Annotated in this window: 25 protein-coding genes and 1 pseudogene; 23 read left to right on the top strand and 3 right to left on the bottom strand. The window is 31.7% G+C overall.

The annotated features are described in order from the left end of the window. Nucleotides 1–28 precede the first annotated feature (28 nt). The 3 genes from dltB to I6U48_RS12515 all read right to left on the bottom strand — a co-directional run bounded on the left by dltB (nt 29) and on the right by I6U48_RS12515 (nt 2,607). Nucleotides 29–1,174 carry a D-alanyl-lipoteichoic acid biosynthesis protein DltB gene (gene dltB / locus I6U48_RS12525; protein ID WP_218320806.1) on the bottom strand — a complete coding sequence of 382 codons (1,146 nt, stop codon included), beginning with the start codon at nt 1,172–1,174 and terminating at the stop codon, nt 29–31. Further along, nucleotides 1,161–1,382 carry a hypothetical protein gene (locus I6U48_RS12520; RefSeq protein WP_218320805.1) on the bottom strand — a complete coding sequence of 74 codons (222 nt, stop codon included), beginning with the start codon at nt 1,380–1,382 and terminating at the stop codon, nt 1,161–1,163. Before I6U48_RS12520 ends, dltB begins: the two co-directional genes overlap by 14 nt. 187 nt (nt 1,383–1,569) lie before the next feature. Beyond that, nucleotides 1,570–2,607 (bottom strand): cell wall-binding repeat-containing protein, encoded by a 1,038-nt coding sequence (locus tag I6U48_RS12515; RefSeq protein WP_218320804.1) that lies wholly within the window; start codon nt 2,605–2,607, stop codon nt 1,570–1,572. Nucleotides 2,608–3,338: 731 nt separating this feature from the next. Between I6U48_RS12515 and I6U48_RS12510 the strand changes: the two genes are divergently transcribed. From I6U48_RS12510 to I6U48_RS12400, 23 genes and pseudogenes are all read left to right on the top strand, one after another. After that, nucleotides 3,339–3,758 carry an RrF2 family transcriptional regulator gene (locus I6U48_RS12510; RefSeq protein ID WP_218320803.1) on the top strand — a complete coding sequence of 140 codons (420 nt, stop codon included), beginning with the start codon at nt 3,339–3,341 and terminating at the stop codon, nt 3,756–3,758. Between the two features lie 116 nt (nt 3,759–3,874). After that, entirely contained in the window at nt 3,875–4,654 is a 780-nt protein-coding gene (locus I6U48_RS12505; protein ID WP_218320802.1) for an EFR1 family ferrodoxin, read from the top strand. Between the two features lie 248 nt (nt 4,655–4,902). Then, entirely contained in the window at nt 4,903–5,655 is a 753-nt protein-coding gene (locus I6U48_RS12500; RefSeq protein ID WP_218320801.1) for a class I SAM-dependent methyltransferase, read from the top strand. Between the two features lie 291 nt (nt 5,656–5,946). Next, nucleotides 5,947–6,924: a substrate-binding domain-containing protein gene (locus I6U48_RS12495; protein ID WP_218320800.1), complete on the top strand. Its 978-nt coding sequence runs from the start codon at nt 5,947–5,949 to the stop codon at nt 6,922–6,924. 576 nt (nt 6,925–7,500) lie between these two features. Then, nucleotides 7,501–8,319, top strand: a complete 819-nt coding sequence (gene nifH / locus I6U48_RS12490) for a nitrogenase iron protein (protein ID WP_218320799.1) — start codon at nt 7,501–7,503, stop codon at nt 8,317–8,319. Nucleotides 8,320–8,474: 155 nt separating this feature from the next. Beyond that, on the top strand, nt 8,475–8,801 hold the full coding sequence (locus tag I6U48_RS12485; protein WP_218320798.1) for a P-II family nitrogen regulator: 327 nt from the start codon (nt 8,475–8,477) through the stop codon (nt 8,799–8,801). Nucleotides 8,802–8,820: 19 nt separating this feature from the next. Then, nucleotides 8,821–9,201, top strand: a complete 381-nt coding sequence (locus I6U48_RS12480) for a P-II family nitrogen regulator (protein ID WP_218320797.1) — start codon at nt 8,821–8,823, stop codon at nt 9,199–9,201. Nucleotides 9,202–9,232: 31 nt separating this feature from the next. Next, nucleotides 9,233–10,627, top strand: coding sequence for a nitrogenase vanadium-iron protein, alpha chain (gene vnfD, locus I6U48_RS12475; RefSeq protein WP_218320796.1), 1,395 nt, complete (start codon nt 9,233–9,235; stop codon nt 10,625–10,627). Nucleotides 10,628–10,630: 3 nt separating this feature from the next. Continuing rightward, nucleotides 10,631–10,978, top strand: a complete 348-nt coding sequence (locus tag I6U48_RS12470) for a Fe-only/vanadium nitrogenase subunit delta (protein WP_218320795.1) — start codon at nt 10,631–10,633, stop codon at nt 10,976–10,978. Between the two features lie 78 nt (nt 10,979–11,056). Continuing rightward, a complete protein-coding gene (locus tag I6U48_RS12465; protein ID WP_218320794.1) occupies nt 11,057–12,442 on the top strand; it encodes a nitrogenase component 1 in 1,386 nt (461 codons plus the stop codon). 283 nt (nt 12,443–12,725) lie between these two features. After that, nucleotides 12,726–13,973, top strand: a pseudogene (gene nifB, locus I6U48_RS12460) (nitrogenase cofactor biosynthesis protein NifB); the annotation flags it as partial. A gap of 30 nt (nt 13,974–14,003) precedes the next feature. Further along, the gene (locus I6U48_RS12455) at nt 14,004–15,533 is read left to right on the top strand and encodes a nitrogenase component 1 (RefSeq protein ID WP_218320792.1); all 1,530 of its coding nucleotides are present in this window, start codon (nt 14,004–14,006) and stop codon (nt 15,531–15,533) included. After that, nucleotides 15,518–16,855: a nitrogenase component 1 gene (locus I6U48_RS12450; protein ID WP_218320791.1), complete on the top strand. Its 1,338-nt coding sequence runs from the start codon at nt 15,518–15,520 to the stop codon at nt 16,853–16,855. The genes I6U48_RS12455 and I6U48_RS12450 overlap by 16 nt, the downstream gene beginning before the upstream one ends. 75 nt (nt 16,856–16,930) lie before the next feature. Further along, nucleotides 16,931–17,980 carry a homocitrate synthase/isopropylmalate synthase family protein gene (locus I6U48_RS12445; protein ID WP_246615321.1) on the top strand — a complete coding sequence of 350 codons (1,050 nt, stop codon included), beginning with the start codon at nt 16,931–16,933 and terminating at the stop codon, nt 17,978–17,980. A 50-nt stretch (nt 17,981–18,030) separates the two neighbouring features. Further along, nucleotides 18,031–18,966 (top strand): hydroxymethylglutaryl-CoA lyase-like TIM-barrel protein, encoded by a 936-nt coding sequence (locus tag I6U48_RS12440; protein ID WP_218320789.1) that lies wholly within the window; start codon nt 18,031–18,033, stop codon nt 18,964–18,966. A gap of 96 nt (nt 18,967–19,062) precedes the next feature. Then, nucleotides 19,063–20,610, top strand: a complete 1,548-nt coding sequence (locus I6U48_RS12435) for a hypothetical protein (RefSeq protein ID WP_218320788.1) — start codon at nt 19,063–19,065, stop codon at nt 20,608–20,610. 28 nt (nt 20,611–20,638) lie between these two features. Beyond that, nucleotides 20,639–21,256, top strand: coding sequence for a Fe-only nitrogenase accessory protein AnfO (anfO, locus tag I6U48_RS12430; protein ID WP_218320787.1), 618 nt, complete (start codon nt 20,639–20,641; stop codon nt 21,254–21,256). A 137-nt stretch (nt 21,257–21,393) separates the two neighbouring features. After that, nucleotides 21,394–22,488 carry an ABC transporter substrate-binding protein gene (locus tag I6U48_RS12425; protein ID WP_218320786.1) on the top strand — a complete coding sequence of 365 codons (1,095 nt, stop codon included), beginning with the start codon at nt 21,394–21,396 and terminating at the stop codon, nt 22,486–22,488. Nucleotides 22,489–22,577: 89 nt separating this feature from the next. Beyond that, a complete protein-coding gene (locus tag I6U48_RS12420) occupies nt 22,578–23,660 on the top strand; it encodes a FecCD family ABC transporter permease (RefSeq protein ID WP_218320785.1) in 1,083 nt (360 codons plus the stop codon). Further along, nucleotides 23,657–24,439 (top strand): ABC transporter ATP-binding protein, encoded by a 783-nt coding sequence (locus tag I6U48_RS12415; RefSeq protein WP_218320784.1) that lies wholly within the window; start codon nt 23,657–23,659, stop codon nt 24,437–24,439. Before I6U48_RS12420 ends, I6U48_RS12415 begins: the two co-directional genes overlap by 4 nt. A 33-nt stretch (nt 24,440–24,472) precedes the next feature. Then, nucleotides 24,473–25,564 carry an ABC transporter substrate-binding protein gene (locus I6U48_RS12410; RefSeq protein WP_218320783.1) on the top strand — a complete coding sequence of 364 codons (1,092 nt, stop codon included), beginning with the start codon at nt 24,473–24,475 and terminating at the stop codon, nt 25,562–25,564. Between the two features lie 136 nt (nt 25,565–25,700). Continuing rightward, nucleotides 25,701–26,189 (top strand): GNAT family N-acetyltransferase, encoded by a 489-nt coding sequence (locus I6U48_RS12405; protein ID WP_218320782.1) that lies wholly within the window; start codon nt 25,701–25,703, stop codon nt 26,187–26,189. Between the two features lie 552 nt (nt 26,190–26,741). Then, the coding region (locus I6U48_RS12400; RefSeq protein WP_218320838.1) for a B12-binding domain-containing protein at nt 26,742–26,888 on the top strand (147 nt) is incomplete at its 3' end.

Below are 26,888 nucleotides of genomic sequence, written 5' to 3'. Positions count from 1 at the left end.
TATAGTTTATTAGGTGTTTCTATCTTCTCTATTTAAATAAATATCCTGAGAATATTAAAAAACCAAAACATGTCAAATTAAACGTAACGACAATTGATGCGATCTTCCAATATAAATTGTTCTTAATTCTTTTATAAAACCTTTGTCTCTGGAAATAATCAGTGAGTATTATTAAACCTCCATGATATAACCCATATACTATGTAGAAGCTTTGTGTACCGTGCCAAAGTCCCATCATGACCATAGTAATCATATATCCTATATATGAAGCAGTATATTTGCTTTTAAACCATTTGTTTTTTAGACTAGTCATAACAAATCTTGTATATATAAAATCTCTGAACCAAAAGGATAAAGACATATGCCATCTATTCCAGAATTCTTTTATATCCTTACTTATAAAAGGCATATTGAAATTTTCTGGTGTTTTTACACCTAAGATATAACTAACTCCTATAGCTATAAGGCTATATCCTGCAAAATCAAAGAAAAGATAAAAGCTATAAGCATACATGTATTTTAGACCTAGTTTAAGGGTATGATGCTTTAATGGTATTTTGCTAAGCCAATGACTATTAATATAATAAGCAATTAAAAATTTATACCCTAGACCCTCAAATATCTTCCACAATCCTTCTCCTAAGTTTTCTATATATTCTTTCCTATTTAATGGTTTATTGATCTCCTCTATAAACCTTCTTGATCGATCAATAGGGCCTGAGCTTATAGTTGGAAAGAATAGTATAAAATAAGAGAAGTCTACAATGTTCACATTATCTATTAGTCCATCATATATTTCTATAATCATCTGTACTGCCTTAAAAGTTAAATATGATATTCCTAAAAACCCCATAGATCTAAAGTGTATCATCTTTCCAAACTTGGTATATAAAAGTGGAACTAATGAGAGAATAACTATAATCCATAATATCCACTTGTAATCAAATTTCTTTCTTATTAAATAATAGACTTTAATCAGCAAAAGCTCAGCTAAATAAAAAAATGTCAAATACCCGGCTTCCTGCATGGAGTTACCAAATATCAAAAATAAAACTATAAAATTTACAAATATTCCATACCATTTGATTTTTTTACCTATCATACCTAAAATAATTGCAGGTAAAAGAAGTAGTAAAAGAATGTAGAAAAAATAAGAATCACTATAAGGAATCATCTAAAATTCCTCCGCTAGAAGTTTTCTGTTTACTTTCCCATATGCTATGTTCTTGTTCAATGCCAATATTTTGCTTTATACCTTTTTTATTTTTAGTACTGTAAATTTTACTTACTAATGTCCTATAGTATAGACCTCTCATGGTCAACTTTTTATGAAGCCTTAACTTTACTTTACATACCCTAGAAATTTTACCAACATTCTTCATTATAAATCACCCTTTCCTTAACAAAGCATATGTAGTGAATATACAAGTATTTAAGAATGGAGCATTAATCTCCTCACATTTCTTATATGTGCTCATATGAAAAATTGTTATGTATTAAAAAGTAATCTTAATAAAAATACCGTCTAACTTACTAAGGTTTTAGACGGTATTCATTTAACTATTAAATTTATTGTGTTGATATTGCTGAAGAAGTTGTGGTATTTGAGTTTCCACCAGGGGTGGATAGCAATGTTTCAACTTTCTGAACTGTTGCATCTGATATAGCACCTGTTCCGCCTAAAACACATATGTTATTTACGGAATTGGCTTCAGATGTTATAAAATCTTTTGTTACTTGTGGCATATTACTGTCCACGAATATAACTGGTGAGGAGGTAGTCGCAGCTAAAGCTGAACCTGATAATGCGTCAGCAAAGGCTTTTCCTGATGCCAAGTATACTTTTGAAAAATCTAAATCATTGCTAAACATTTTTATTATATTTATGTTTCTTTCATATGGATTAGCCCCTGTTATTCTAATAGGATTAGGGAAAATAGAATTATCAGCTACTCCGTCATCATCAGTAATACCATCCGCTTTTCCTAAAACATAAGTCTGTGTAATGTTATTCTGTTTTATATAATTTACTACAGTATCTGGAGCTTCTTTTCTATCTGTTAAAATAATTGGCATTCCTTTTTTAGCAGCTATAGGAGATATAGATAAAGCTTCATATGGATTATAGCCGTTTGTAATTACTATAGAACCTGATGTACCTACTTGGTTTGCTACTGCAATTGAAGTTTGAAATCTATCTTGTCCATATAGTCTTTGTACATCTATTCCTTTTGCCTCTATCTGAGCTTCCACATTATGTGAAACAACTCCACTCCCACCTACTATAAATACATGCTTCACCTGCAAATTACTAAGTTCAGAACTAGTTTCATCTGTTAGTCCTTCTTTATTAGTTAATAGAATAGGTGCGCTATACTTGTATGCTAGCGGTGCTGAACATACTGCATCAGGAAAATCCCAAGCATTTGCTATTATAGCATAGTCAGATTTAGTCCACCCTGAATTGGCAACCGACACAGAAGTTTTAATTCTATCCTGTCCAAATACTCTGTTAGTTAACGCTTGGGCATTAACATTTAAAGTTGCCATACCTAAAGTAGTTATTGCACCTAAAAGACTTAAAATAAATTTTTTACTTTTCAACATTTTCATCTCTCCTATTAAATTTCAATTTAGATGATTAATTACCTCATATTTACTTAATCGGTATTTTTATAATACACTTACTATATCATAGATGTATAACAAGTTTGTAAGAAACCTATGGGAAATTTATGTGAAATTATGTGAATTACATGGTAAATAAATTCTAATTATAGTTATTTTATTTTAGGCTTCTCTAATAGTGTAATATTTGAAGGAAGCAACTCAAAGCCTTTAGAATTATTTGAGAAAAAAGTTAATCCAAAATTATAGCAGAGCTTGAAAAACAGTTGGGTGAAAACTCTGGACTTGATGACTTATGGGATGCTTTCCGAAATGCTATGGGGCCGAACGGCGAAGTACCTCCCAAGATGATTGAAATGATGGAACAACATTATAAAAAGCAGCGTCGTAAATGATTTTAGTCAAATAAAAATAAATATTGGAGGTATAATATGACTGCAACAGAAAAAGGAAATATGATGATTAGCCCAAACCAGCCAGGTACAGTACTGAAGATGCGCGCGAAGGCCGGAAAAGGAGACGCTCTGTTTGAACTTACGAATTAAGCCAGAGCAAATCAAGGATACTGAACTTGAAGCTATTTTGGAAGACGGAACATATGCACCTTCAGCATCAAATCAACAGTCATGACATTTCACGGTGATTCAAATTGACAACTATATAAAATAAGTGTATAGTTTATATAGTTAATACATAAGGAGGTAAGTATAGTGGCATATTCTACAGAGTTTTCGCGTGCAATTACGATTTGTCTCTTGATAAATCAAAAAATGGATGAATATGGATTTGAGTTTGTATCAGCAAATACAATTTCTGAATTTCTTAAAATACCAGCGCCGACAGTAGTTAGAATTTTGAGAAGTCTGAATGCGGCTGGACTTACTGCAACAAAAGAAGGGGCAAAGGGCGGAGTACTTTTGGCAAAACCAATTGCCGAAATAACTTTGTTGGACATATTTTTATCGGTTGAACATGGTTCTTTATTTAAAATGGATATTGATTTTCTAATTGAAGATTCAAGAATTGATAATTTAAAGTCTCTTATAGCAGGTTATATGGAGGATGCCGAAAACGCAATGAAAGAATCTCTTAAAAAAACAACTTTAACTGATATAGCTAAATCACTATAAAGTGATTGTATTAGCTTGAATAATAACTGGCAGCGGCTGTCAGTTAAAATTTTACACATAACTATATAAAAAAGATATTTAGTTTATATAATTAATATTATAGGAGGTAGATTAAATTGAAAAGTGTAGTCTATTATTTTACAGGAACAGGAAATAACTTACAGGTAGCTAAACAAATTGCTGAGGCATTGCCAAATTGCGAGCTAATATCAATGGGGAAAGGAAGACATGACAGTACTATGGTATATGATTATATAGGTTTTGTTTATCCGACATATGCCTTTAATTTGCCTCGGAGAGTAACACAATTTATAAGAGAAATGTCGCTTGAAAAAAGTAAAAACGCATATTTTTTTGCTGTGACTGGCTGTGGAAATATTAGTGGTGTTGCGTTAACTGTCCCTGCCAAAATTTTAGCCCAAAAAGGTGTGACACTTAATTTTGCAGAGAAAATTATTATGGTTGGAAATTATGTTGCGATGTATAAAATGAACGAGAGAAACCCGGAGAAATATCAGACTGCTACTGATCAGATACCTGCTTTGGTACGAAAGATAGTTTCAAAAACACAGCAACCAGCAGGCAAAGTAAATGAGGCTCTGAATTTATCAACGGCTTTTGGACAAAAAGTAATATATGCCAGAAAAGACAAAGGCTTTAATGTTTCCGATGATTGTATTGGATGCGGAATTTGTGAGAAAGTTTGTCCGGTTAGCAATATTAAAATGCAAAATAATAAGCCAAGTTTCCATCACAATTGCGAACAATGCATGGCATGTGTGCAGTGGTGCCCGAAAGAAGCTATTAACTATAAGAATAAGACACAAAACAGAGGACGTTATACTAATCCTAGTATTAGTGTGAAAGAATTAATAGAAGGCAATAAGAACATTTAACATCCACTAGCACGCCGGACTTGAATTCTACTATACTAAATGGGCACCACCTAGAAGCCAGGAGGTCGTAAACAAAATGGATGCTATGTTATATGACAAACTAGCATCATTTATTAAAAAATAAATTAATGTTAATGCCTGAACAGTTACAAATGTTAAGTATAAAAATTTAATTGTATCATAGTTTACATTCTTCATTAAAGTTTTATGTAATAATATAATAAATAAATTTATGGAGGTAACAAATTATGAAATGGAATAGTGATTTATATGATAATAAACATTCTTTTGTAGCGGAGTATGGCAAATCCCTGATTGAGTTTGTAAATGTCGAAAAAAACCAAAAAATTTTGGATTTAGGTTGTGGTACTGGGAGACTAACAAATGAGTTGGTAAAAAACGGGGCAACTGTTATTGGAATAGATTCATCAGCAGATATGATTAAAAAGGCAAAATTAAATTACCCAAACTTAAACTTTCAAGTGGCAGATGCAACAAATTTAGATTTTAAAAATTATTTTGATACTGTTTTTTCTAATGCTGTTTTTCATTGGATACCAAATCAAGAAAAATTATTGTATTCTATTTATAATTCATTAAAAGATAATGGAAAATTGATTTGTGAATTTGGAGCAAAAAATAACGTGTATCAAATTCAAACTGGATTTGAAAAAGCACTAAAGCAAAATGGATATTCATATTATTCAGAATTTTTTCTTCCTTCAAAAGAGGAATATAAATTATTACTAGAAAAAGCTGGTTTTGAAATAGAACATATAATTGAATATGATAGACCAACGCCACTTGCTGATGGTGAAAAAGGATTACGTAATTGGATTTGTCAATTTTTTGCAAGCTATTTATCAAATATTCCATATGAAGAAATGGAACAAATCTTATGTGAAACAGAAAAATTTTGCAAAAATAGTATATGGAAAGAGAATCAATGGATAGCTGATTATAGGCGTATTCAAATTATTGCAGTAAAAAATAAAGGTTAACAAGGAAAGCAATTTTAAATTTGTGTTTAAACAAAGTCTGTATATGATAGAATAGTAACGTAGGATGGTGAGGAGTATGGAAAAAATTCAATGTAACTAATGAAGGTGGTCTGTGTATTGAAATAAAGTGTGAAGAGGGGAAAATATCATAAATGATATATTAGAAAAATATCCAGAAGTAAATGTTGAAAAATATAATAATATATCAGATAATATAGTTATAGATAAGTTAAAATAATAAACAAAAGATGATATGTAAAGTCTAAATTTTTTTAAGGTGGATTAGTTTATATGAAGGATAAAACTTCGCTTTCAACACAAGAAGTTGCTGAAATTTTAAATATTTCGAAAAATACGGTTTATCAATTAATAAAGAGAAGAGAACTACCTTCTTATCGTGTGGGAAGAAAGGTTCGTATAGATCTGCAAGATGTAGAGTATTATAAAAACAAAAGTAGAACAGTTAGCGAGAGTGTATCACAAGGGATTCTACAAAGGCAAAGAGTAGATACGTTACCATTAAAAGCTGAAATGAGATATTTTGATAGTCAATCGAAGGACAATAAAGCTTTTATAATATGTGGGCAGGATGTAATTCTTGATACTTTAACTAGATACTTAGAACGTCATCCTAATGGGTGTAAGTCGCTAAGATACTATACTGGAAGTTATAATGGATTAATAGAACTTTATAGAGGTAATGCAACGGTTGCATCTTGTCATTTATGGAATGGTGACACAGGTGAGTATAATATATCTTATGTACGCAGTTTATTGCCTGGTACTCCTTGTGTAATTATTCATCTTGCTTGCCGTATGCAGGGGTTTTATGTTGCAAAGGGAAATCCTAAGAATATAACAAACTGGGAAGATTTAGCCAGATCAGATGTACTTATGGTGAATAGAGAAAAAGGTTGCGGTGTGCGTGTATTAATTGATGAACACTTAAGAAAGTTAAATATATCACATAAAACTGTTAATGGCTATACGGTTGAAGACTTTTCTCACCTAGCAGTAGCTAGCACAGTAGCAAGGGGAGATGTTGATGTAGCTGTAGGTAATGAAAAAACTGCACTACAAGTACAAGGTGTTGATTTTATTCCTATACAAAAGGAAAAATATGATTTAGTAATTAAAAAAGAAGATGTTAATAAACCAGAATTTCAAGCAATAATAGATATTATAAATTCAAAAGAATTTCATAAGGAATTGCTAGGTATAGGCGGATATGATATTAGTGAGACAGGAAAAATAGTAGGAGAAACATAATAAACAGAGTTCTTGGCATCAGATAAAAGCCATTCTTTTATTATATAGTTACTTTAAAGAGAGGATTTTAAATAACCTCTCTTTTTATTTATTTTAAAATATTTTAGACGAAATGGTGCTAAAAAGTATGAAAAATTATGAATTGCATTTACAATATAATGAATTTTAAACAAATCCAGCAGAAATAAGAATGATAATGTTTACAATATTTTAGCGATTTATCAATAAAACAACATAAAAATTGATAAATTAACAATATAATTATACCAAAAATTTAAAATTATTAAAAATATTATTGCAATTTACTTTTTTGTACTTTATAATATAAATCAATACATAACAGTGTTGTGTTAAAACTCGTTTCAATCATTTTCGTATAAGTTGGTCTATTTGAGATAACTAAAGTCAAGTAGTTAATGAAAACTATGCTTATTATCCTTTCTTTTTTATATTACATAATAAATTTAAATAAGAAAGGAAAATATAAAGTCTAACTGTTAAAAGTTAGATAAACTAATATAATGCTTACAGAAGACTGTAAGTAATCAAAATTTATTTTTAGGGAGGATTATTAAAATGAGACAAGTGGCTATTTATGGAAAAGGTGGAATTGGAAAATCCACTACAACTCAAAACTTGACGGCAGGACTTGCAACAATGGGTAAGCATATAATGGTAGTAGGTTGTGACCCTAAGGCAGATTCAACAAGATTATTGCTAAATGGATTAGCTCAAAAATCAGTATTGGATACATTAAGAGAAGAAGGAGAGGATGTAGATTTAACTGCAATACTAAAATCAGGTTTTGGTGGAATTAAATGCGTTGAATCCGGTGGACCAGAGCCAGGTGTTGGATGTGCTGGTAGAGGTATAATAACTTCAATAAATATGCTTGAACAATTAGGAGCTTACACTGAGGATTTAGATTATGTATTTTACGATGTATTAGGAGACGTTGTTTGTGGTGGTTTCGCTATGCCAATCCGTGAAGGAAAAGCTCAGGAAATATATATAGTCGCAAGTGGAGAGATGATGGCATTGTATGCTGCAAACAATATATCAAAGGGTATTCAAAAGTATGCAAACAGTGGTGGAGTTAGATTAGGTGGTATAATTTGTAACAGTAGAAAAGTGGACAATGAATATGAATTACTTGATGCTTTTGCTAAGGAATTAGGGAGTCAATTAATTCATTTTGTACCAAGAAGTCCAATGGTTACAAAAGCAGAAATAAACAAAAAATCCGTTATAGACTTTGATCCAACAGCTGAGCAGGCAGATGAATACAGAGAATTGGCAAGAAAGATAGATGAAAATAAAATGTTTGTTATACCAAAACCAATGACACAGGAGAGATTAGAAGAAATACTAATGCAGTATGGTCTTAATGATTAGTATATTAAGAAAGGTAAGTGTTATTTGGTGATGAGCGAAAAACAAAAAACAAAGATATATCCCTCATTTTGCGAGAATGAGAGACATACCAAGTACAAAAATATAAAATATTTAAGTAAAAACATTATAACATATCTAAATAAGGAGGTCAAATCATGTTAATGATAAAAGCAATTATAAGACCAGATAAGGTTACGAGTGTACTATCAGAATTGTATGATGCAGGTTTTCCTGCTGTTACCAAATATGATGTAGTAGGTAGAGGTAAACAAAGAGGAGTAAAAGTAGGGGAAATTTATTATGATGAAATACCTAAGGAAATTCTTATGTTAGTTGTAAATGATGAAGATAAAGATGATGTTATAAGAGTTATTATAAAAAATGCAAAGACAGGAGAAAAAGGCGCTTTTGGAGATGGAAAAATATTTGTTACTCCAGTAGAAGAAGCGTATACGATAAGTTCAAGCACTAAAGGATTATAAAAAGGAGGATTCATTATAAATGAAAGAAGTAGTTGCAATCATAAGGATGAATATGGTTAACAAAACGAAGGCTGCTCTCCTTGAAGCTGGATTCCCTTTTTTCACTTGTAGAAAAGTAATGGGACGTGGAAAGAAAAAAGTGGATTTTGTAATGATTGAGGATGCACTTATAGGAGAAATTGTAGATAAAGGTGTTGCCGAACAAGCTTCAGAGGCATATAGATTAATTTCCAAGAGAATGATAATACTTTTAGTTAAAGATGAAGATGTTGATAAAGTAGTAAATGAAATAATTAAAGTTAATAGTACTGGAAATCCAGGGGATGGAAAAATTTTTATAACTAATGTTATAGATGTTGCTAGGATAAGAACAGGTGAAAGAGGAGAGGCAGCAATTTAATAGCTAGAATAAAAAAATAGGAGGTATAGAAATGCCATTAAAGTTATTTAAATGCGATGAAACTATTCCAGAACGTGAAAGACATTGTTATATAAAGCAGCCAGGAGAGAGTTTAACTGAATATTTACCAGCCTCAAATGTAAATACTATTCCAGGTTCTTTGTCTGAAAGAGGTTGTAGCTATTGCGGTGCAAAATTAGTTATTGGTGGCGTACTTAAGGATACAATTCAGTTGATTCATGGACCTATTGGTTGTTCTTATAATACTTGGCACACAAAGCGTTATCCAAGTGATAATGATAATTTTCAGTTAAAATATGCTTGGTCCTCTGATATGAAGGAACAGCATGTTGTATTTGGCGGAATGAAAAAATTGAAACAAACTATGCTAGAAGCTTTTAGAGAGTTTCCTGATATTAAGAGAATGATGGTTTACACTACTTGTGCTACTGCATTAATTGGAGATGATATGAAGTCAGTAGTTAGAGAGGTTGAGACAGAACTTGCAGGTGAAGTAGATATATTCTGCATAGAATGTCCAGGTTTTGCAGGAGTAAGTCAATCAAAAGGTCATCACGTGTTCAATATAGCTTGGATGGATGAAAAGGTAGGAACACTGGAGCCAGAAATTACAAGTCCTTATACAATTAATGTAATTGGTGATTATAATATTCAAGGTGATGCTGATGTTTTCCAAAAGTACATGGATAAAATGGGAGTTCAGATTATAGCTCATTTTACTGGAAATGGTACTTATGATTCATTAAGAGGAATGCACAGAGCAAAACTTAATGTTACAAATTGTGCCAGATCAGCAGGGTATATAGCTAATGAATTAAAGAAAAAATATGGTATTCCTAGAATTGATGTGGATACTTGGGGATTTGATTATGCAAAAGAGGGATTGAGAAAGATTGGTGTATTCTTTGGTTTAGAAGATAAAGCAGAAAAAATAATTGCTGAAGAAGTAGAAAAGTATCAAGAAAAACTAGATTGGTACAAAGAGAAGCTAAAAGGTAAAAAGATATGTATATGGACTGGTGGACCAAGACTATGGCACTGGACCAAGGCTTTAGAGGATGATTTAGGTATGGAAGTAGTAGCAATGTCATCTAAGTTCGGTCATCAAGAGGACTTTGAAAAAGTAATTTCAAGAGGTAGAGAAGGAACGATTTATATAGATGATGGAAATGAACTTGAATTCTTTGAAGTTTTAGATATGGTAAAACCAGACCTTATTCTTACAGGACCTAGAGTAGGTGAAATGGTAAAGAAGCTGCAGATACCATATGTTAACGGACATGCATACCACAATGGTCCGTACATGGGATTTGAAGGGGCTGTAAATATGGCAAGAGATATGTATAATGGCATTTATTCACCACTTTGGAAATTATCTTCGGAAGATATAAGGGAGGGTGTATAGATTATGGAAGAAAAGGCTAAAGAAATATTTTCATTTATCCAAGAGCGCTGTTTATGGCAGTTCCATTCAAGAACATGGGATAGAGAACAAAACATAAAGGGTGTTATGGTTAAGGCCACAGATATTTTAGCAGGAAAAGAAATAAGTATTGGAAAGATAGAAACATCACAAGAAAAATGTAATTTTGCAGATGCAAAAATTCTTGTTGCTGAGCTTAGGGATAAATTTTCTTGGATAGATGATATGGACGTAAATGCAAAGAAAGAATTAATGAATTTAGTTAAAGAAAAGCTTATTTATACAACTATAACTAAATCACTAAATGGAGAATTGAATGTTCCTTTTTATTAACAGGATTTAAAGTATAGAGTTAATTAGACTAATAAAAGTAATAAGATACGAGTCATAAATTATTTGAGAGGTGATAACATGTCTTTAGAAATAAAACAAAAAGAACGTGCTGGTGTAATAAACCCTATCTTTACTTGTCAGCCTTGTGGTGCGCAGTTTGCCAGTATAGGCATAAAAGATTGCATAGCTTTAGTACATGGTGGACAAGGCTGTTGTACTTTTGTAAGATTACTATTTGCTCAACATCTAAAGGAAAATTTTGACATTGCATCTTCTTCTTTACATGAAGATGCTGCTGTATTTGGTGGGACTACGAGAATAGAAGAGGGTGTAATAACACTTATACAAAGATATCCAGATGTAAAAATTATCCCTATTATTACTACTTGTTCAACGGAAACTATAGGTGATGATATTGAAGGAACAGTGGGAAAGATAAATAGAAAATTAAAGAAAGAATATCCAGATAGAAAAGTTATTTTGCTTCCTATGCATACACCAAGCTACAACGGAAGTCAGGTAAGTGGATATAATATAGCAATGCAGTCTCTTGTTTCTGCTTTAGCAAAGAAAGGAGAACCTAATGGTAAGTTAAATATTATTACTGGATGGGTTAATCCTGGTGATGTAACTGAAGTAAAACATCTTTTAAAAGAAATGGAGGTTGAAGGTAATATATTAGTAGATACGGAAACCTTTGATGCTCCTATAATGCCAGATAAATCAGGTTTTGCTTATGGAAATACTACTATAGAAGATATAAAAGATAGTGCTAATTCTGTTGGTACAATAGCTTTGTGTAAATATGAAGGTGGCAGTTCAGCTCAATTTTTACAGGATGAATTTAATGTTCCAGCAGTAATTGGACCAACTCCAATTGGAATAAAGAATACAGATAAATTCCTGCAAAATATAGCTAAGCTTACTGGCAAAAAAATATCTGAGTCTTTAGTTAAGGAACGTGGAAAAGCTATTGATGCTATGGCAGATCTTGCTCATATGTTCTTTGCTGATAAGAAAGTAGCTATTTATGGAGACCCAGATTTAGTAATAGGACTTGCTCAGTTCTGTTTAGAATGTGAACTACAGCCAGTACTACTTCTATTGGGAGATGATAATAAAACTTATAAAAGAGATCCAAGATTTGAAGAAATAAAAAAACAAGCTAATTGTGATATTGAAGTAATATGTAATGCGGATTTATGGGAATTAGAAAGCAGAATAAAAAACAAATCAATAGAGTTAGATTTAATTATGGGACATTCAAAGGGCAGATATGTTGCTATTGACAACAATATACCTATGGTTAGAGTAGGATTTCCTACTTTCGATAGAGCTGGTTTGTGGAAACATCCTGTAATTGGTTATAAAGGAGCAGAATTATTAGCAGAAACTATTGCTAATACATTATTTGCTGATATGGAGCACAATCATAAAAAAGAATGGTTATTAAATGTATGGTAATTTCAGCTGCCAATAGTTAAAAGAAACAAATTAATTATGGTTTAAAAGATCTAGAAAAATAGTCAAGTCCTAAAGTATAAAAAGTAGTTTTTACGTAAGAAACTAAGTTTATGATTATAGGACTTGACTATGTTAATAAGTGAAATCAACGCTTGTATCCTTATACAGTCGATTAATATATAGATTATAAATAATAAAGCCGCAGAAAAAGCAAAGGGCTTTAGCAAGTACTACTAAAGAAGGGAATGAAAAAATTAAAGTTATGAATATAAATATAAAAAATAGTAATATGGAAAAAACTTTTACCCATCCCTGTTATAACAAAGGAGCTCATGAATTTGCAAGGATGCATATACCTGTAGCTCCCAAATGTAATATAAGTTGTAATTACTGCAGCAGAAAGTTTGATTGCCCAAATGAAAGTAGACCTGGCGTAACTAGTGAGGTACTTACACCAGAAGCTGCTTTATATAAGTTTAAAGAGGTAAAAAATAAAATACCCAATCTGAAAGTATTAGGTATAGCAGGTCCTGGAGATGCACTTGCTAATTTCGAAGAAACTAAAAGATCTATAGAACTTATAAAGCAAGAAGATCCAGATATAACATTTTGTCTATCTACAAATGGTTTAATGCTTCCTTTCTATGCAGATAAACTAATATCTCTTGGTGTTTCACATATTACAGTAACTATTAATTCAGTTGACAAAAAAATTGGAGCACAAATTTATAAAGAAATAAACTATTTGGGAACAAAGTATACAGGTGAGGAAGCTGCAGAAATGCTTATGAATAATCAATTGACAGGTCTTAAGTATTTAACTTCTAAAGGTGTAATATGTAAGGTTAACACTGTAATGATAAAAGGTGTGAATGATAAGCATATTGTTGAAGTTATAAAGAAGATAAAAGATTTAGGAGTTTATATAACTAATATAATGCAGTTAATACCAGTTGAAGACAGTGTTTTTCAAGATAAACCTTTAGTTAGTAATATTGAATTAAATGAAATGAGAAAAGAATGTGAGAAGTATGTAAAGCAAATGTATCATTGTAAACAATGTAGAGCGGATGCTATTGGTACTTTATCTCTTGATAGATCTATAGATTTTAGAAATTTGCAAAGCTGCTTTGCTGGATGTAGTAATAAAAAAGAATCTGCTCAAATAGAGGATAGTGGAAAAAGTAATGAGTATTATAAATTTGCCATAGCTACAAAAACTGGTGTAAATATAGATCAACACTTTGGACATGCAGAAGAGTTTCTTATTTATACTTATTCTGGAGGAAATATAGAATTCTTAGAAAAGAGAAGCGTTAATAAATATTGTACAGGAGTAGAAGACTGTGATGATCATGAAGATAAGATTGATAAAATTATTAGAACTATAGGTGATTGTAATGTTGTACTAGCACTTAGAGCTGGAGATCAACCAGTAAAACGACTTGAGGAAAAAGGGATAAAGTTTATTCAAACCTATGAAGGTATAAAGAAAGGCATTAAAAAAGCAGTGGAGCAGCTATTAGCATAGCAGAAAATGCAATTAAATAGGAGGGGTAGTATGTCTAATAGTATTGATAATAGTATAGAATTTTACGGAAAATTAAGTGAACTATATGATTTGGCGAAACAAGGAAAAATAAAAACTAATTTGCAAGGTAGTCATACTCGTCCCTGTAAGTTTTGGACTGCTACTAAGGTGTTAAGTGGAATTAAAAATTCAGTAATTATTACCCATGGTCCAAGTGGTTGTGCTTATGGAGTAAAGCATTCCTATAAATTAACAAATAGTCGTAACAGCGGTTCAAAATATGAACCTGTGGTAAGCAGTAATATAGGTGAAAAAAATGTTATTTATGGTGGAGAAAAAGAATTAATAGGTGCTATTAGAGAAGTTGATAAAAAATATGAGCCAGATATAATTTTTGTGGCAACTAGCTGTGCTACTGGAATCATTGGTGACAATGTGGATGAAATTATAAACAATCTTAAGAAGGATATAAAAGCTGAGGTAATGAGTATACATTGTGAAGGTTTTTCAGGGGAGTATCGCAGTGGATTTGATTTAGTATTTAAACAAATAGTTAAGTTCATGGACCCACCAAATGCAGAACTCAAAAAGGAGTTATCAAAATCAGTAAATATTGTAGGCGGAAAGATGGGACCAGAGAGAACAGAGGTGGATACTGATGTGAAAGAATTAATAAGACTGATAGAAGATATGGGAGCAAAGGTCAATGCAGTTATTGCAGGTAACTGTAGTCTATCAGAGCTTAGAAAGGCACCTAGTGCAGCTGTTAATTGTGCATTATGTTCCGATATTGGTTACGCAATTGGCAAGGAAATGCAAACTGAGTTCGATATTCCACTTAATTCTACTATTCTTCCCTATGGGAAAAGTGCTACTGAAAAATGGATTAAAGGTGCGGCAAAATATTTAGATATGGAAGCTGAGGCAGAAGCCTTAATGGAGAGAGAATATAATTCTATTAAGAAGGAATATGAAGAAACAAAAAAACATTTGGAAGGTAAAATGGCTATTATTGAAGGACATGATGCTGTAAAATCATTGTCTATTGCACATATGTTGGATCGTGATTTTGGAATGAATGTAGTTATTTATAATTTTCATCCTTGGAGCACGGAGGCAAGAGAAACCAGTATAGATTATTTACTGGAAACAGGTTTAGACCCTAAAATACTTATTACAAAAGGTACTCTTGCTTTTGGTAAATATGAATCTATGAAACAGACGGAAGAAGAACTTTTAGCTTTTATTGGTGAATTAGATTCAAAATCTGTAGTGTATTTTGGCTCATCTTTAAGTTTTCCTAGTATTCCTTTAGTGGATTTAAATGCTATATTAAATCGGCCTAGATTTGGTTATAGAGGAGCTTTAAAGGTGGCAAAATGTATTAAAACTGCATTGGATTACTCTTTTAGGCCAAGAAGCTTTTTATCTAAAAGATTAGTATTTCCAAAGGGTTCAGGTTTAGTATCTGCTCAATCTTTAACTTCAAAATTAGGCCAAGACTTACCAGACTGTACTGTTTATGCACATAGGAGGCGAGGAAAATGTATGATGAGTTAAAATTCGAAAACTGTAATCACAGTAAGGATCCTATATTAGGTTGTGCGCTTGAGGGAGTTGCCAGTGTAGCTGCAGGAATAAAGGATGCTAGTATTGTTATACATTCACCACAAGGTTGTGCATCTACTGTGGGAGCAGCTTATGATACGCATGAGGTGGATTTCACTAGAAGAAAAATAGCCTGCACCAGACTTTTTGAAACAGATGTTATCATGGGTGCTTCAGATAAATTGAAAGATATGATAAAAGAAGCAGATAAAACTTTTAGAGCTAAGACTATGTTTGTTATTGGTACCTGTGCTGCAGATATTATTGGAGAAGATATAAAAGGAATATGCAGAAAGATGCAGTCAGAGGTAAATGCAAAGCTTATTCCAATACTAGCAGGTGGTTTTAGAGGAAATAGTAATGATGGATTAAATTTAGGTTTGGAAGCATTATTACCCTTTATAAAGGAAGTGGACAGAATCCCTAATAGCGTAAATATTATTGCTCCTCAGGCAAATATAAATCCTACTTGGTGGGCTGATTTAAAATGGGTAAAAGATATACTAAACTTTTTAGGAATAACGGTAGTTTCTGTATTACCCTATGACATCTCTCTTTCTGATTTGGAAAATGCAGGCGGCGCCTGTGCTAATATTTTATTGAGTCATGATGTAGGTTATGAATTTGCCTATAAAATGCAAGAAAAGTATGAAATACCTTTAATTCTTAGTGATATACCTTTACCTATAGGTTTAAAAAATACAGCTCGATGGATAAGGGCTTTAGCAGAATATTTTTATGTGGGGGAAAAAGCGGAAGAATTAATATTAAAAGGTGAAGAAATGGTAGCTGACATACTTCGCAAGCGAGCATTAATGATAATTCCACGTTATCGTAATTGTAGAGTTTCAGTATCAGCAGATGCTACTATGGGCATTAGTATCCTAAGAATGCTTTTTGAGGAATTAGAAATGATTCCAGAAGTAATATTATTAAGATCAGAAACAATATCAGCTAGAAACATTCTAGAGAAGGAGTTAGAAGATCTTCATATTCATCCTAAGCTTGCATTTTCAGTGGATGGATATCAAATAAAGCAAGCACTTACGAATATAGATGTGGATGTAGTTATTGGTTCAGCATGGGAAAAATATATGGCTGAGGAAGTTGGAATAAAAGTGGCTTTCGATGTATTTAATCCTACAAATAGAGATGTGTATGTAGATAGAGCTTACTTTGGATATGAGGGAATGCTTAATATATTAGAGGTTTTTGGTAATGATTGGGAAAGATCTTTCCGGTCAAAAGAGATAAATTTTGAGCAATATATATAGGCAATTTGATTAACTTATCGGTAAATAACCTAATATTCTGATACATGCTATAAGGAGGTAGAAAGTGTGGGACAGATGATTGAACTTATTGATCAAACTGTAGATGAAGGGCTAAACCTGGGATTAGCAGCTCAAAATATAAAGTCTACATTACAAATTATAAAAAAATATTCAGTAGAGACTGTAGAGATATCTTTGTGTAATTTGGAAAAAAGTAGTATAGACTTTCCGAGGGATACAATAAAAAATTTGTTAAGATGTAAAGTTAATGCTTCAGCTCAAGAAATAGTTAAGGCTAAACAAATAGGCTTCTCAAAGATAACAGTAAATTGGTCTCACAGTTATGAGGAGTCTTCTTTGTTAAATCTAAAGAATGTTTTATGTGAGGCCAAAAATGCTTTTCAAGAAGTTTATATTTATATCCAAAATGCTTCCAGTTTTACATTAGAAGAATTAAGCTGTTATTTTGAAATTATACTTTCATATAAAATAAAAGGGTTTATTTATGGAGATGAAGATAGTAGCTTGGAACCATTAAAAGTCTACACAAATATGAAGACATTGAAAAGATTAATACCTTGCATGTTAGAGTTCCACGGACATAATGGTTATGGATTAGCTACAGCTAATAGTTTGGCTGCATTAAAAGCAGGAATTGTAAATGTAAGTACATCGGTAAGCGGTATTGGATTCCATGGACATGCTGCAATGGAAGAGGTTTTGATGGCAGCTAAGCATTTGTGGAAATGGTATCAGGTACCATCAGGAAAATCAATAGCACCAGACTTTGCGAAGCTTTTAGCTTATATGGGAATTAGTTTACCAGGGGATAAAGCTATTATTGGCAATAATGTATTTGCCCATGAATCTGGAATTCATGTAGATGGAGTATTTAAAAATTCACTATTATATGAAGTTATTAAACCTGAGGAGGTAGGATTAACACGAAAATTAGTTATTGGAAAACATTCTGGAATAGCTTCAGTTAAGGCTAAATTCCTCCAGTGGAACATAAATTTAGACGAAGAAAAAGCTGTAGAAATGTTGAATAATATAAAAGAAATTGCAGTAGCACAAAAAGGTGCTTTATCTGATGAGCAATTGCATAAGTTATATGCAAGCTAAATAAATACTATTTTCTTTGGTAAATAGAGGAGAGAAGGAGGATATATATTATGAGTGGTAAGGCAGAATTTCAAATTGTTGATACAACTTTACGGGATGGTGAACAGTCTGCTGGAATTGTTTTTTCAGAAGAAGAGAAGATAAACATGGCAACTAACCTTGATAGAGCAGGTGTTAGGTGGATTGAAGCGGGAACTCCAGCTATGGGAAAGAAGGAACAGAAAACAATGAAGTTGCTTTTGAAATTGCCCTTGCAGGCTACTTTAATTGCCTGGAATAGAGCACAGCTAGAGGATATTCAAAAGTCTATTGCTTGTGGTTTTTCTTGCATTCATGTATCTCTTCCTATATCAGATTTAAATATATCCTATAAGTTTAAAAAAGATAGGGAATGGGTTATTCAAAAACTTAAGACAGCATTACAACTAATTAAAAGTTATGGTTGCTCTATTATTGTTGGTGCAGAAGATGCTTCTAGAGCAGATCCAGAATTTTTCCTACGCTTTGCGGATACGGCTGCAGAATTTGGAGCTATGAGGATACGATTTTCTGATACAGTTGGGTGCTTAGATCCATTTGTGACCTTTGATAGTCTAAAAGATTTAGTAAATAGATGCTCAATACCAATAGAATTTCATGGACACAATGATTTTGGAATGGCCACAGCTAATACTTTATCTGCATTTCAAGCTGGAGCTAAATTTGCTAGTACTACTTTATCTGGTATTGGAGAAAGAGCTGGTAATGCTTCACTGGAAGAGGTGGCAGCTGCCCTTGAAAATCTTTACAATCACAGCTCTGAAATTAATCTTAAGGATTTACCATTATTGAATAACTTAGTTATGCAGGCTAGTAATAGAAAGCCATTTCCTTACAAGCCTATAGTAGGAGGAATAAATAAAGAAATATACTATAAAAATGATTTAAATAGGAATAATCTTCAAAATGTTATTAAATTGGATAGGGATATGCTTTGTTGTTCATAATTGATATGTTTAAGTTGCGGTAGAAAGGTACTGATGAATATTATAAATTTAATGTAGAAGGTTATCAACTATTATTTAGAAGGGTGTGACAATGTAATGTATATGAATGTGGAGAGCTTTTCCAACAATGTTGGACAAAGCTGGGACATACATTCACATATTTTTAGAGATTTTATATTTGTAAATATAAGCATTGGACTAGTAAGAACTGAAGAAATGAGGAAGGAGGTAGATAGATTATATCTTCTTGATAAATTAAAATACTATAATGCAACTATAAATTCCACTTGTATTGAGCATATAATAATGCTTCAAGGTTCACTGGAACAGGAGATCTATGCTAGAAAATTATTAGGAGTATTGTTAGTTGCAGAAGAAGATTATTTTTTAAGAAATAAGGTAATTAAATTACTCAGAAAACATTATCCTATAGTCTATCGGTCAGTAAAAAAAATAAACAATAAAGAATTAATGATCAAATATTTAAAAATGGATGAAGCTACACAAAGGACAGAAAGAAGATTAGATGCTGCTGTGTATTTATATCTATTTATACATTGCTCATCTAACCAGGTAGATCAAGCATATATCCTCTCTATTATTAATGATATAAAAAATTATGAATCTAATAGTCCAATGACAACAAATATAGATAAAGAGCTGGAGAAAAATAAAAATAGAATACAAGAAATTAAAGCTCTAGTAGAAAAAGAATATGGTAAAGTGCAGGATTATAAAGATGTTTTAAACACCCATAATGAAAATGTTGATGATATAGGTGCTATACTGGAAAATCTTTTTATGATTAATAAAATTGATATTAATCAAATTTTCGATAATTCAGACCCTGTAAATATTGATAAGATAATTTTAGCTTATATTAAAGCAGGGTACAGGAAAAAAGAAAAAAATCTTATTCTTCAAGCCATTGTTAATGGAATTTTTATACAATACATGATTAATGAATATAAAAAATTAAAAAAATTATATTTTGAAAATAATCAAGAAACAATGTATTTTAAGACACATTCACTAGAACAAAGGATTAGTAGTCTTGAAAATGAAAATGCAGATATGAAAAAAAACTTGGAATTATTTTATGAGCAAAAAGCATCCTTTGATGAAACTCTTAAAAATCAAATCAATAAGTTAAACAAATCTCACAAAGCAGAAGTAATTCAAATGGCAAAAACTAATGAAAAGTTAAGAAAACAACTAGAGGAAGAAGAAAAATACAGAAGCGAGTTAAATATCTTAAGAGAATATATGTTTGAAGTAAAAAATAATTATACTCCTAGTGACCCTGATAAAACATTAGAGAATTATATTGCTAATAAGAAAATCTTGATAATAGGAGGAGCTAAAGCTTGGAGAAGAAAAGTTAAGGAAAGGTATGCTGAAATATCAACACTTAATGGATTTAATGATAATTTTGAAATTAATGCTTTAAGTAGTGTTGACTATATATTTTTTTATACAGGTTTTATGAGTCATTCTACCTATAACAGAGCTATGAGTTACATTAGAACAAATGGACTTAAGTTCGGCTATATTGGAAAGACAAATATAGATCTTGTAGAAGAAGAGCTTGTTGAAGAGTTGCAAAAATTAGAAATTGGAAGGAGGTTGAATTTATCAGATTAGAAATAATTTCTGATAAATGAGAATTGTTATGAAAATTGCTGTATTTATGGGCGATGATGGTAAGACAATATCCTTTAATGAAACTGGTGTTGTTAAGGTGTTCTTAAGAAGTCAGGGAGAATGGGATGTAATAAAAGAAATACCTTTTGGAATTAATAAATTAGCTGACCCAAAAACAGTCCATGAAAAAATTAGAACCATGATAGAGGACTTGGAGGATTGTAGAGTTTTTGTGGCAGTTGAAGTTAAAGGAATTCCTTATGCAATTCTAGAAGGAATGAAATTTAACATTTGGAAGGTAGAGGGGACTCCTGAAGGTTTTTTAGAATATATATTTGAAAAAGAGGAGCAGGAAAAAAATAATAAGTTCAAAGTTGAGACTATAGAAGTACCAACGCCAATAGAGAATGGAAAACCGGGTAATTACTATATTAATATAATAGAGCTTATGGAAAGTAGTCAAAGGATTACTTCTAAGCAAGTACTGCTGCCTTTTCTCAATAATAATACTTTTAATGAGCTAGAAATTGATTGCAGCCATGTTCCCCATTGGTTTGAAAAAGAGTTTAAAAGATTAAATTTAAAATCAGAGAGTGAAGCTATTTATGGAGGAGGAGTTAAAGTAAAAGTTTATTCATCAGTATAAAGCACACTTTAAAATAAATGCTAGGGATTCCAATGCAATAGTTGAGCTTGGAATCCTTATTAATAAATTTCGATAAATAGTTTTTATAAATACATTGAGTGGATAAAAATTATTATTTTTAGAGGGGGATTATTATAATGAATAAAAAAATGAAATTATTAATATTTTCAATGGTCATTATTCTAATGTTTGTTACTGCTTGTAGTAATAGTACTGTAACTAATAAAAAAGCCACAGCAACAAATCAGACTGAAAAAACAACTCGTGAAATTATCGACATGACAGGAAGAAAGGTAACTATTCCTGCAAAGGTAAATAAAGTGATTTCTCTTAGTAATAACACTACAGTTGATGTATTCACATTGGCGCCAGATAAGCTTTTAGGCTGGAGTTTTGCTCCAAAACCTGAGGCTAAGAAATTTATTACAGATAAATATTTTAATCTTCCTTTACTTGGAGCAACTACAGAAAAAAGCGACAATTTTGAAAACATACTTAAACTAAAGCCAGATTTGATTATTGCTTCAAATGAAGATGAAGTTTATCCAGCAGATAATATTCAAAAACAACTTAAAATACCAGTGGTGGTAGTAGATACTGCAGTTGATGCTACTGATAAAGTATATACCTTTTTAGGAGACTGTCTTGGTGAAGAAAAGAGGGCTAAGGAGCTTGCTGATTATTCTAGAAAAGTTCTTGATAATATAAAGGAATTAGTTAAGAAGGTTCCTGCAGATAAAAAGGCAAAGGTATACTATGCGGAGGGGACAAACTGGCTTCAAACTGACATTTCTGGAAATGTGCATACTGAAGTATTGGACTTTTCAGGAGGTAAAAATGTAGCTGATATATCTGAAGCAAAGGTTGGTTCTATGGCAAATGTATCTATGGAACAGGTAATGAACTGGAATCCAGATGTTATTTTAGTAGGTGCAACAGCAATGAAGGGTGATTTTTATTCTAAGGTGTACAAGGATACAAAGTGGGGAAATATTAAAGCTGTAAAAGATAAAAATATATATATGATTCCTTCACTTCCTTTTAACTGGTTCGATAGACCACCTTCAGCAGTTAGAGTGCTTGGCGTAGAATGGCTAGCAAATTTATTATATCCAGAGTATGTGAACATAGATATAAATAAGGAAATAAAAAATTTTTATTCTACTTTTTATAACTACAATTTGACAGATGATGAATTAAAAGATTTATTAAAGAATGCAACTTTAAAATAAAGATTTTTATTAAAAGAATATTTGTCTGACAAAATCCTATGTACAAATAAATGAGTAAGTAAAATATTTTGAAAGAAGGAGGGGCTATCATGAATATTACAGAAAAACAGCATATAAAAATGCTTGAATATAAACAAAGCATATCAGAAAAAAAAAATAGAGCAAAGATGATTTCTGTAACAGGTATTTTGATATTACTTCTTATAATTGCACTTATAATATCCATCAGCACTGGTCGTTATGCAATATCTCCAGTACAAATGTTCACTATTATTTTTGGTAAGCTCTTTGGGCTGGAACAAACCTGGCCTGAAACCTTGGAAACAGTTCTTTTTAGTGTACGTATCCCAAGAATTTTAGTTTCACTTATGGTAGGTTCAGCTTTGTCAATGGCCGGGGCTACTTATCAAGGGCTATTTAAAAATCCTATGGTATCGCCAGATATTTTAGGAGCATCAGCAGGTGCTGGCTTTGGTGCTGCAATAGCTATACTCTTTTCTTTTAGTGGATTTGGAATTCAAGTATCAGCTTTTATTATGGGAATTGTAGCTGTTGGATTGAGTTACTTTTTAAGTATTATAATTGGTCGCAGAAATAATGCAGTTTTAATATTGGTCTTAACAGGAATGGTAGTTCAAAGTTTATTTTCCTCCTTTATTTCTATAACAAAATATGTTGCAGATCCTGATAGTAAGCTTCCAGCTATAACCTTTTGGCTTATGGGAGGATTAAATTCTGTAACCTGGAATGAAGTGATCGATATGGTTGTTCCGCTTATTGTTGCTACAATTCCATTATTTCTTATTCGCTACAAGATTAATGTTCTTTCCTTTGGGGAAGAAGAAGCACAGGCAATGGGGATTGATACAAAAAAAATTCGTTTAATAATTATTATTTGTGCAACTTTACTTACAGCATCTGCTGTTTCAGTTAGTGGAATGATTGGATGGATAGGATTAATTATACCCCATATTGCAAGGCTTATTGTAGGTCCAAATTACAAAATATTGTTACCTACATCATTGCTTGTAGGTTCCATATTTATTCTTATTGTAGATGATCTTGCAAGAAGTCTTTTTGCAACTGAGATACCTCTTGGTATTTTAACTGCAATAATTGGAGCACCATTCTTTTTATATTTACTTGTAAGAGAAAGGAGTAGTGAAGCATGATATTAGAAATTGACAAAGTATCCTGTGGATATGGTTTAAAAACTATAGTAAAAGATATATCTGTTAAGGTGCAATCAGGAGAAGTTTTAACACTACTAGGACCAAATGGAGTTGGAAAGACAACATTTTTCAAAACAATTCTAGGATTTTTAAAACTTCATGGGGGAGAGATTAAATTAGATGGACAAAATATAAAGTATTGGAAGAAAAGTAAATTGGCTAAGGCTATTGGCTATGTTCCACAGGCGCATATACCACCCTTTCCTTTTACAGTATTGGATGTTGTAGTTATGGGGCGTACTGCTCATTTAGGGATTTTTGCATCACCATCTAGAAAAGATATTCGAATTGCTGAAGAGGCCTTAGAAGCTCTTGATGTGGCTTATCTTAAGGAGAAAACATATACGGAAATAAGCGGAGGGGAAAGGCAAATGGTTTTAGTTGCACGAGCATTAACCCAGGAGCCAGAAATTTTAGTTATGGATGAACCTACTTCTAATTTGGATTTTGGAAATCAGGTCAAGGTTTTAAAGCAGATTAATAGGCTCTCAAAAAATGGCTTAGGAATTATAATGACTTCACATTTTCCAGATCATGCATTCCTTTGTTCTACAAAAGTGGCACTACTTGAAAAAAATAATATATTTACTGTAGGCAGTGTTGATGAAGTAATTACTGAAGATAAACTAAGAGCAGCCTATGGTGTTAATGTAAAAATTATAAGCAGCATAAATAATGAAAATATTTTAATAAAATCGTGTGTTCCAGTGTTAGATTGAAGCTAATAAGAGCAAAAAGCGAGGAGTGATAGTATGAAAAATAAATTAAGCATAGTAATGCTAAATGTAGTATTAATTATTGTATTACTTATTGGTTGTGGAAAAGCTTCTAATTCTAATACCAAAGAAGTTAATGCTGAGAAAAAAACAGATAAAGTAACCATTACTGATTCAAGTGGAACTAAGGTGGAAGTTCCTAGAAATATTAATCGCATTGCTGATGCTTGGGGAGCTCATAACGCTATTGTAGCTATGTTAGGGTCAGGAGATAAAATAGTTGCAACTACTCTTACTGAAAAAACAAAGCCTTGGTTATTTAAAGTTACTCCAGGAATGAGCAAAGCAGTTGTAGCCTTTAATGTTGATGCAACTGATATAAGCATAGAAGAACTTGTTAAAAACAAGCCTGATATTTTATTTATATCTGAGGGAAATAAAAACGTAAGTAAAATATCAAAATTAGGAATTCCAGTTGCTGAGGTAAGTTTTAAAGATTTTGACAGTTTAAAAAAATGTATAAAATTAACGGCAGATGCTCTTGGTGAAAAAAGTAAAAAAAGAGCTGAACAATATATTTCTTATTTAGATGATAAACTAAAAATTATAACGGATGTAACATCTAAAATACCTCAGGGTCAAAAACCTAAAGTACTTCATTTAGCAGATCTTTCACCACTTAAGGTAGATGGAAAAAACACTATAATTGATTCATGGATACAAGCAGCAGGCGGTGTAAATGCAGCAGACTTTAGTGGTATGAAAGAAGTGTCAATAGAGCAGATATTAAAGTGGAATCCTGATGTTATAGTAGTGAGCAGTACGGTAGGTAGTACGGATAGAAAAAAAAGTGCTGCTGAAATACTTAATAATGAAACTTGGAAGAAAGTAAAGGCTGTTAGTAGCGGAAAAGTATATATAAATCCGGATGGAGCCTTCTCGTGGGATAGATATAGTTCTGAAGAAGCATTGCAGATTCAATGGGCTGCAAAAATTATATATCCAGAGAAATTTAAAGATATAGATGTTGAAAAGGAAACTAAGTGGTTCTATAAAACATTTTTCAATTATGAGCTTTCAGAGGATGAAGTTCAGAAAATTTTAAATGCAGAGCCTCCAGCAAAATAATATAGAGGATTTAGAGGAAATTGTTGAATCACACTTTAAGGAGCATAAAATAGTTGATAGGCTCTTATTAAGATAGAATTTATCTATATGAAATATGACAATATTTATGATAATTACAACAAGAAAGGAAGATAATATGAAAAAAATAAATTCTATACGGATTAGAGCAGCTTGTGCTGAGGATGAATCAATTTGGAGGGATATGTGGGAAAGTTATAATGTTTTTTATGGTGCAAAAGTACCAGAAGATATTACTACATCAACTTGGAGTGCTTTAATTGATCCCAAAAGTTCAATTAAAGCACTCCTTGTACTTGATGGTAGTGGAGTTATAGGTTTTGCTAACTATGTACTCCATTCCTATACTTGGAGCAGTAGTTTAGCTTGTCTTATGGATGATTTATTTGTTGTTCCTGAGGCAAGAGGTAAAGGTGCAGGAAAATTATTACTACAGAGAATAATTGATATGGCAAAAGAAAACGGGTGGACAAGAGTTTATTGGATGACAAGAGAAGGTAATGATACAGCAAGGTCACTCTATAATAAGTTTTGTAAAGTAGATGGGTTTGTAAGATACACAATAAATCTTGATGGTATTTATCCATCAGGAGGTAATAGTAAATAGGCTTTAAAGGGAAAAAGTATATTTCTATTTACTAAGATATCTAAGAAATATACTATAATAGCAAGTTAAAAGTAATGAGGTGAGGAATTAAATTTATTCGTATCAAGTAGGTTAAGGATATGAACTAAGGAGATATGAATATGGATGAATTATGTGAAAAATATGGAAGTGTATTTTATAAAATGTACAATGAGACATTTAATTTCATGAGCATCTATGATTTATGCATCTTGTATAAATTATTACGAAGAAAATATACATTATGTAAATAGAATTAAAAATTTCCATTTGCTATAATATGAATATATCAAATAGTTGATATATTGCAACATTTTCTGCTGGTTCTTTTGTTACTTGTACAATAAGTCAGGAGAATTAGAGATCATGGCATATACTTTCAATTGATGCAACAGATACATATCCTAACTAGGGTCAATTAGATGTTGTGAACAGCTGAGGGGGTACACTCCTCTAATGTAAAGGTTTAATATAACTTTTTTCGGTGTAGGATGATAAAAATATTACTATGAAATAATAAGGAGGAAAAAAATAATGGCTAAAATTGAAGAAGTAAAAGCTAATGTAGAGAAAGGTAAAACTAAACTTATAAAAGGATTGGTACAGGAAGCACTAGATGAAGGAAGTAAAGCAGAAGATATACTTCAAGCTATGATTGATTCAATGGGTGTTGTAGGTGAT

This window comes from Clostridium thailandense (assembly GCF_019207025.1).
Lineage (GTDB): Bacteria > Bacillota > Clostridia > Clostridiales > Clostridiaceae > Clostridium_AM > Clostridium_AM thailandense.
Note: the sequence above shows the minus strand (reverse complement) of the source record. Positions and strands in the feature narration are given on the sequence as shown.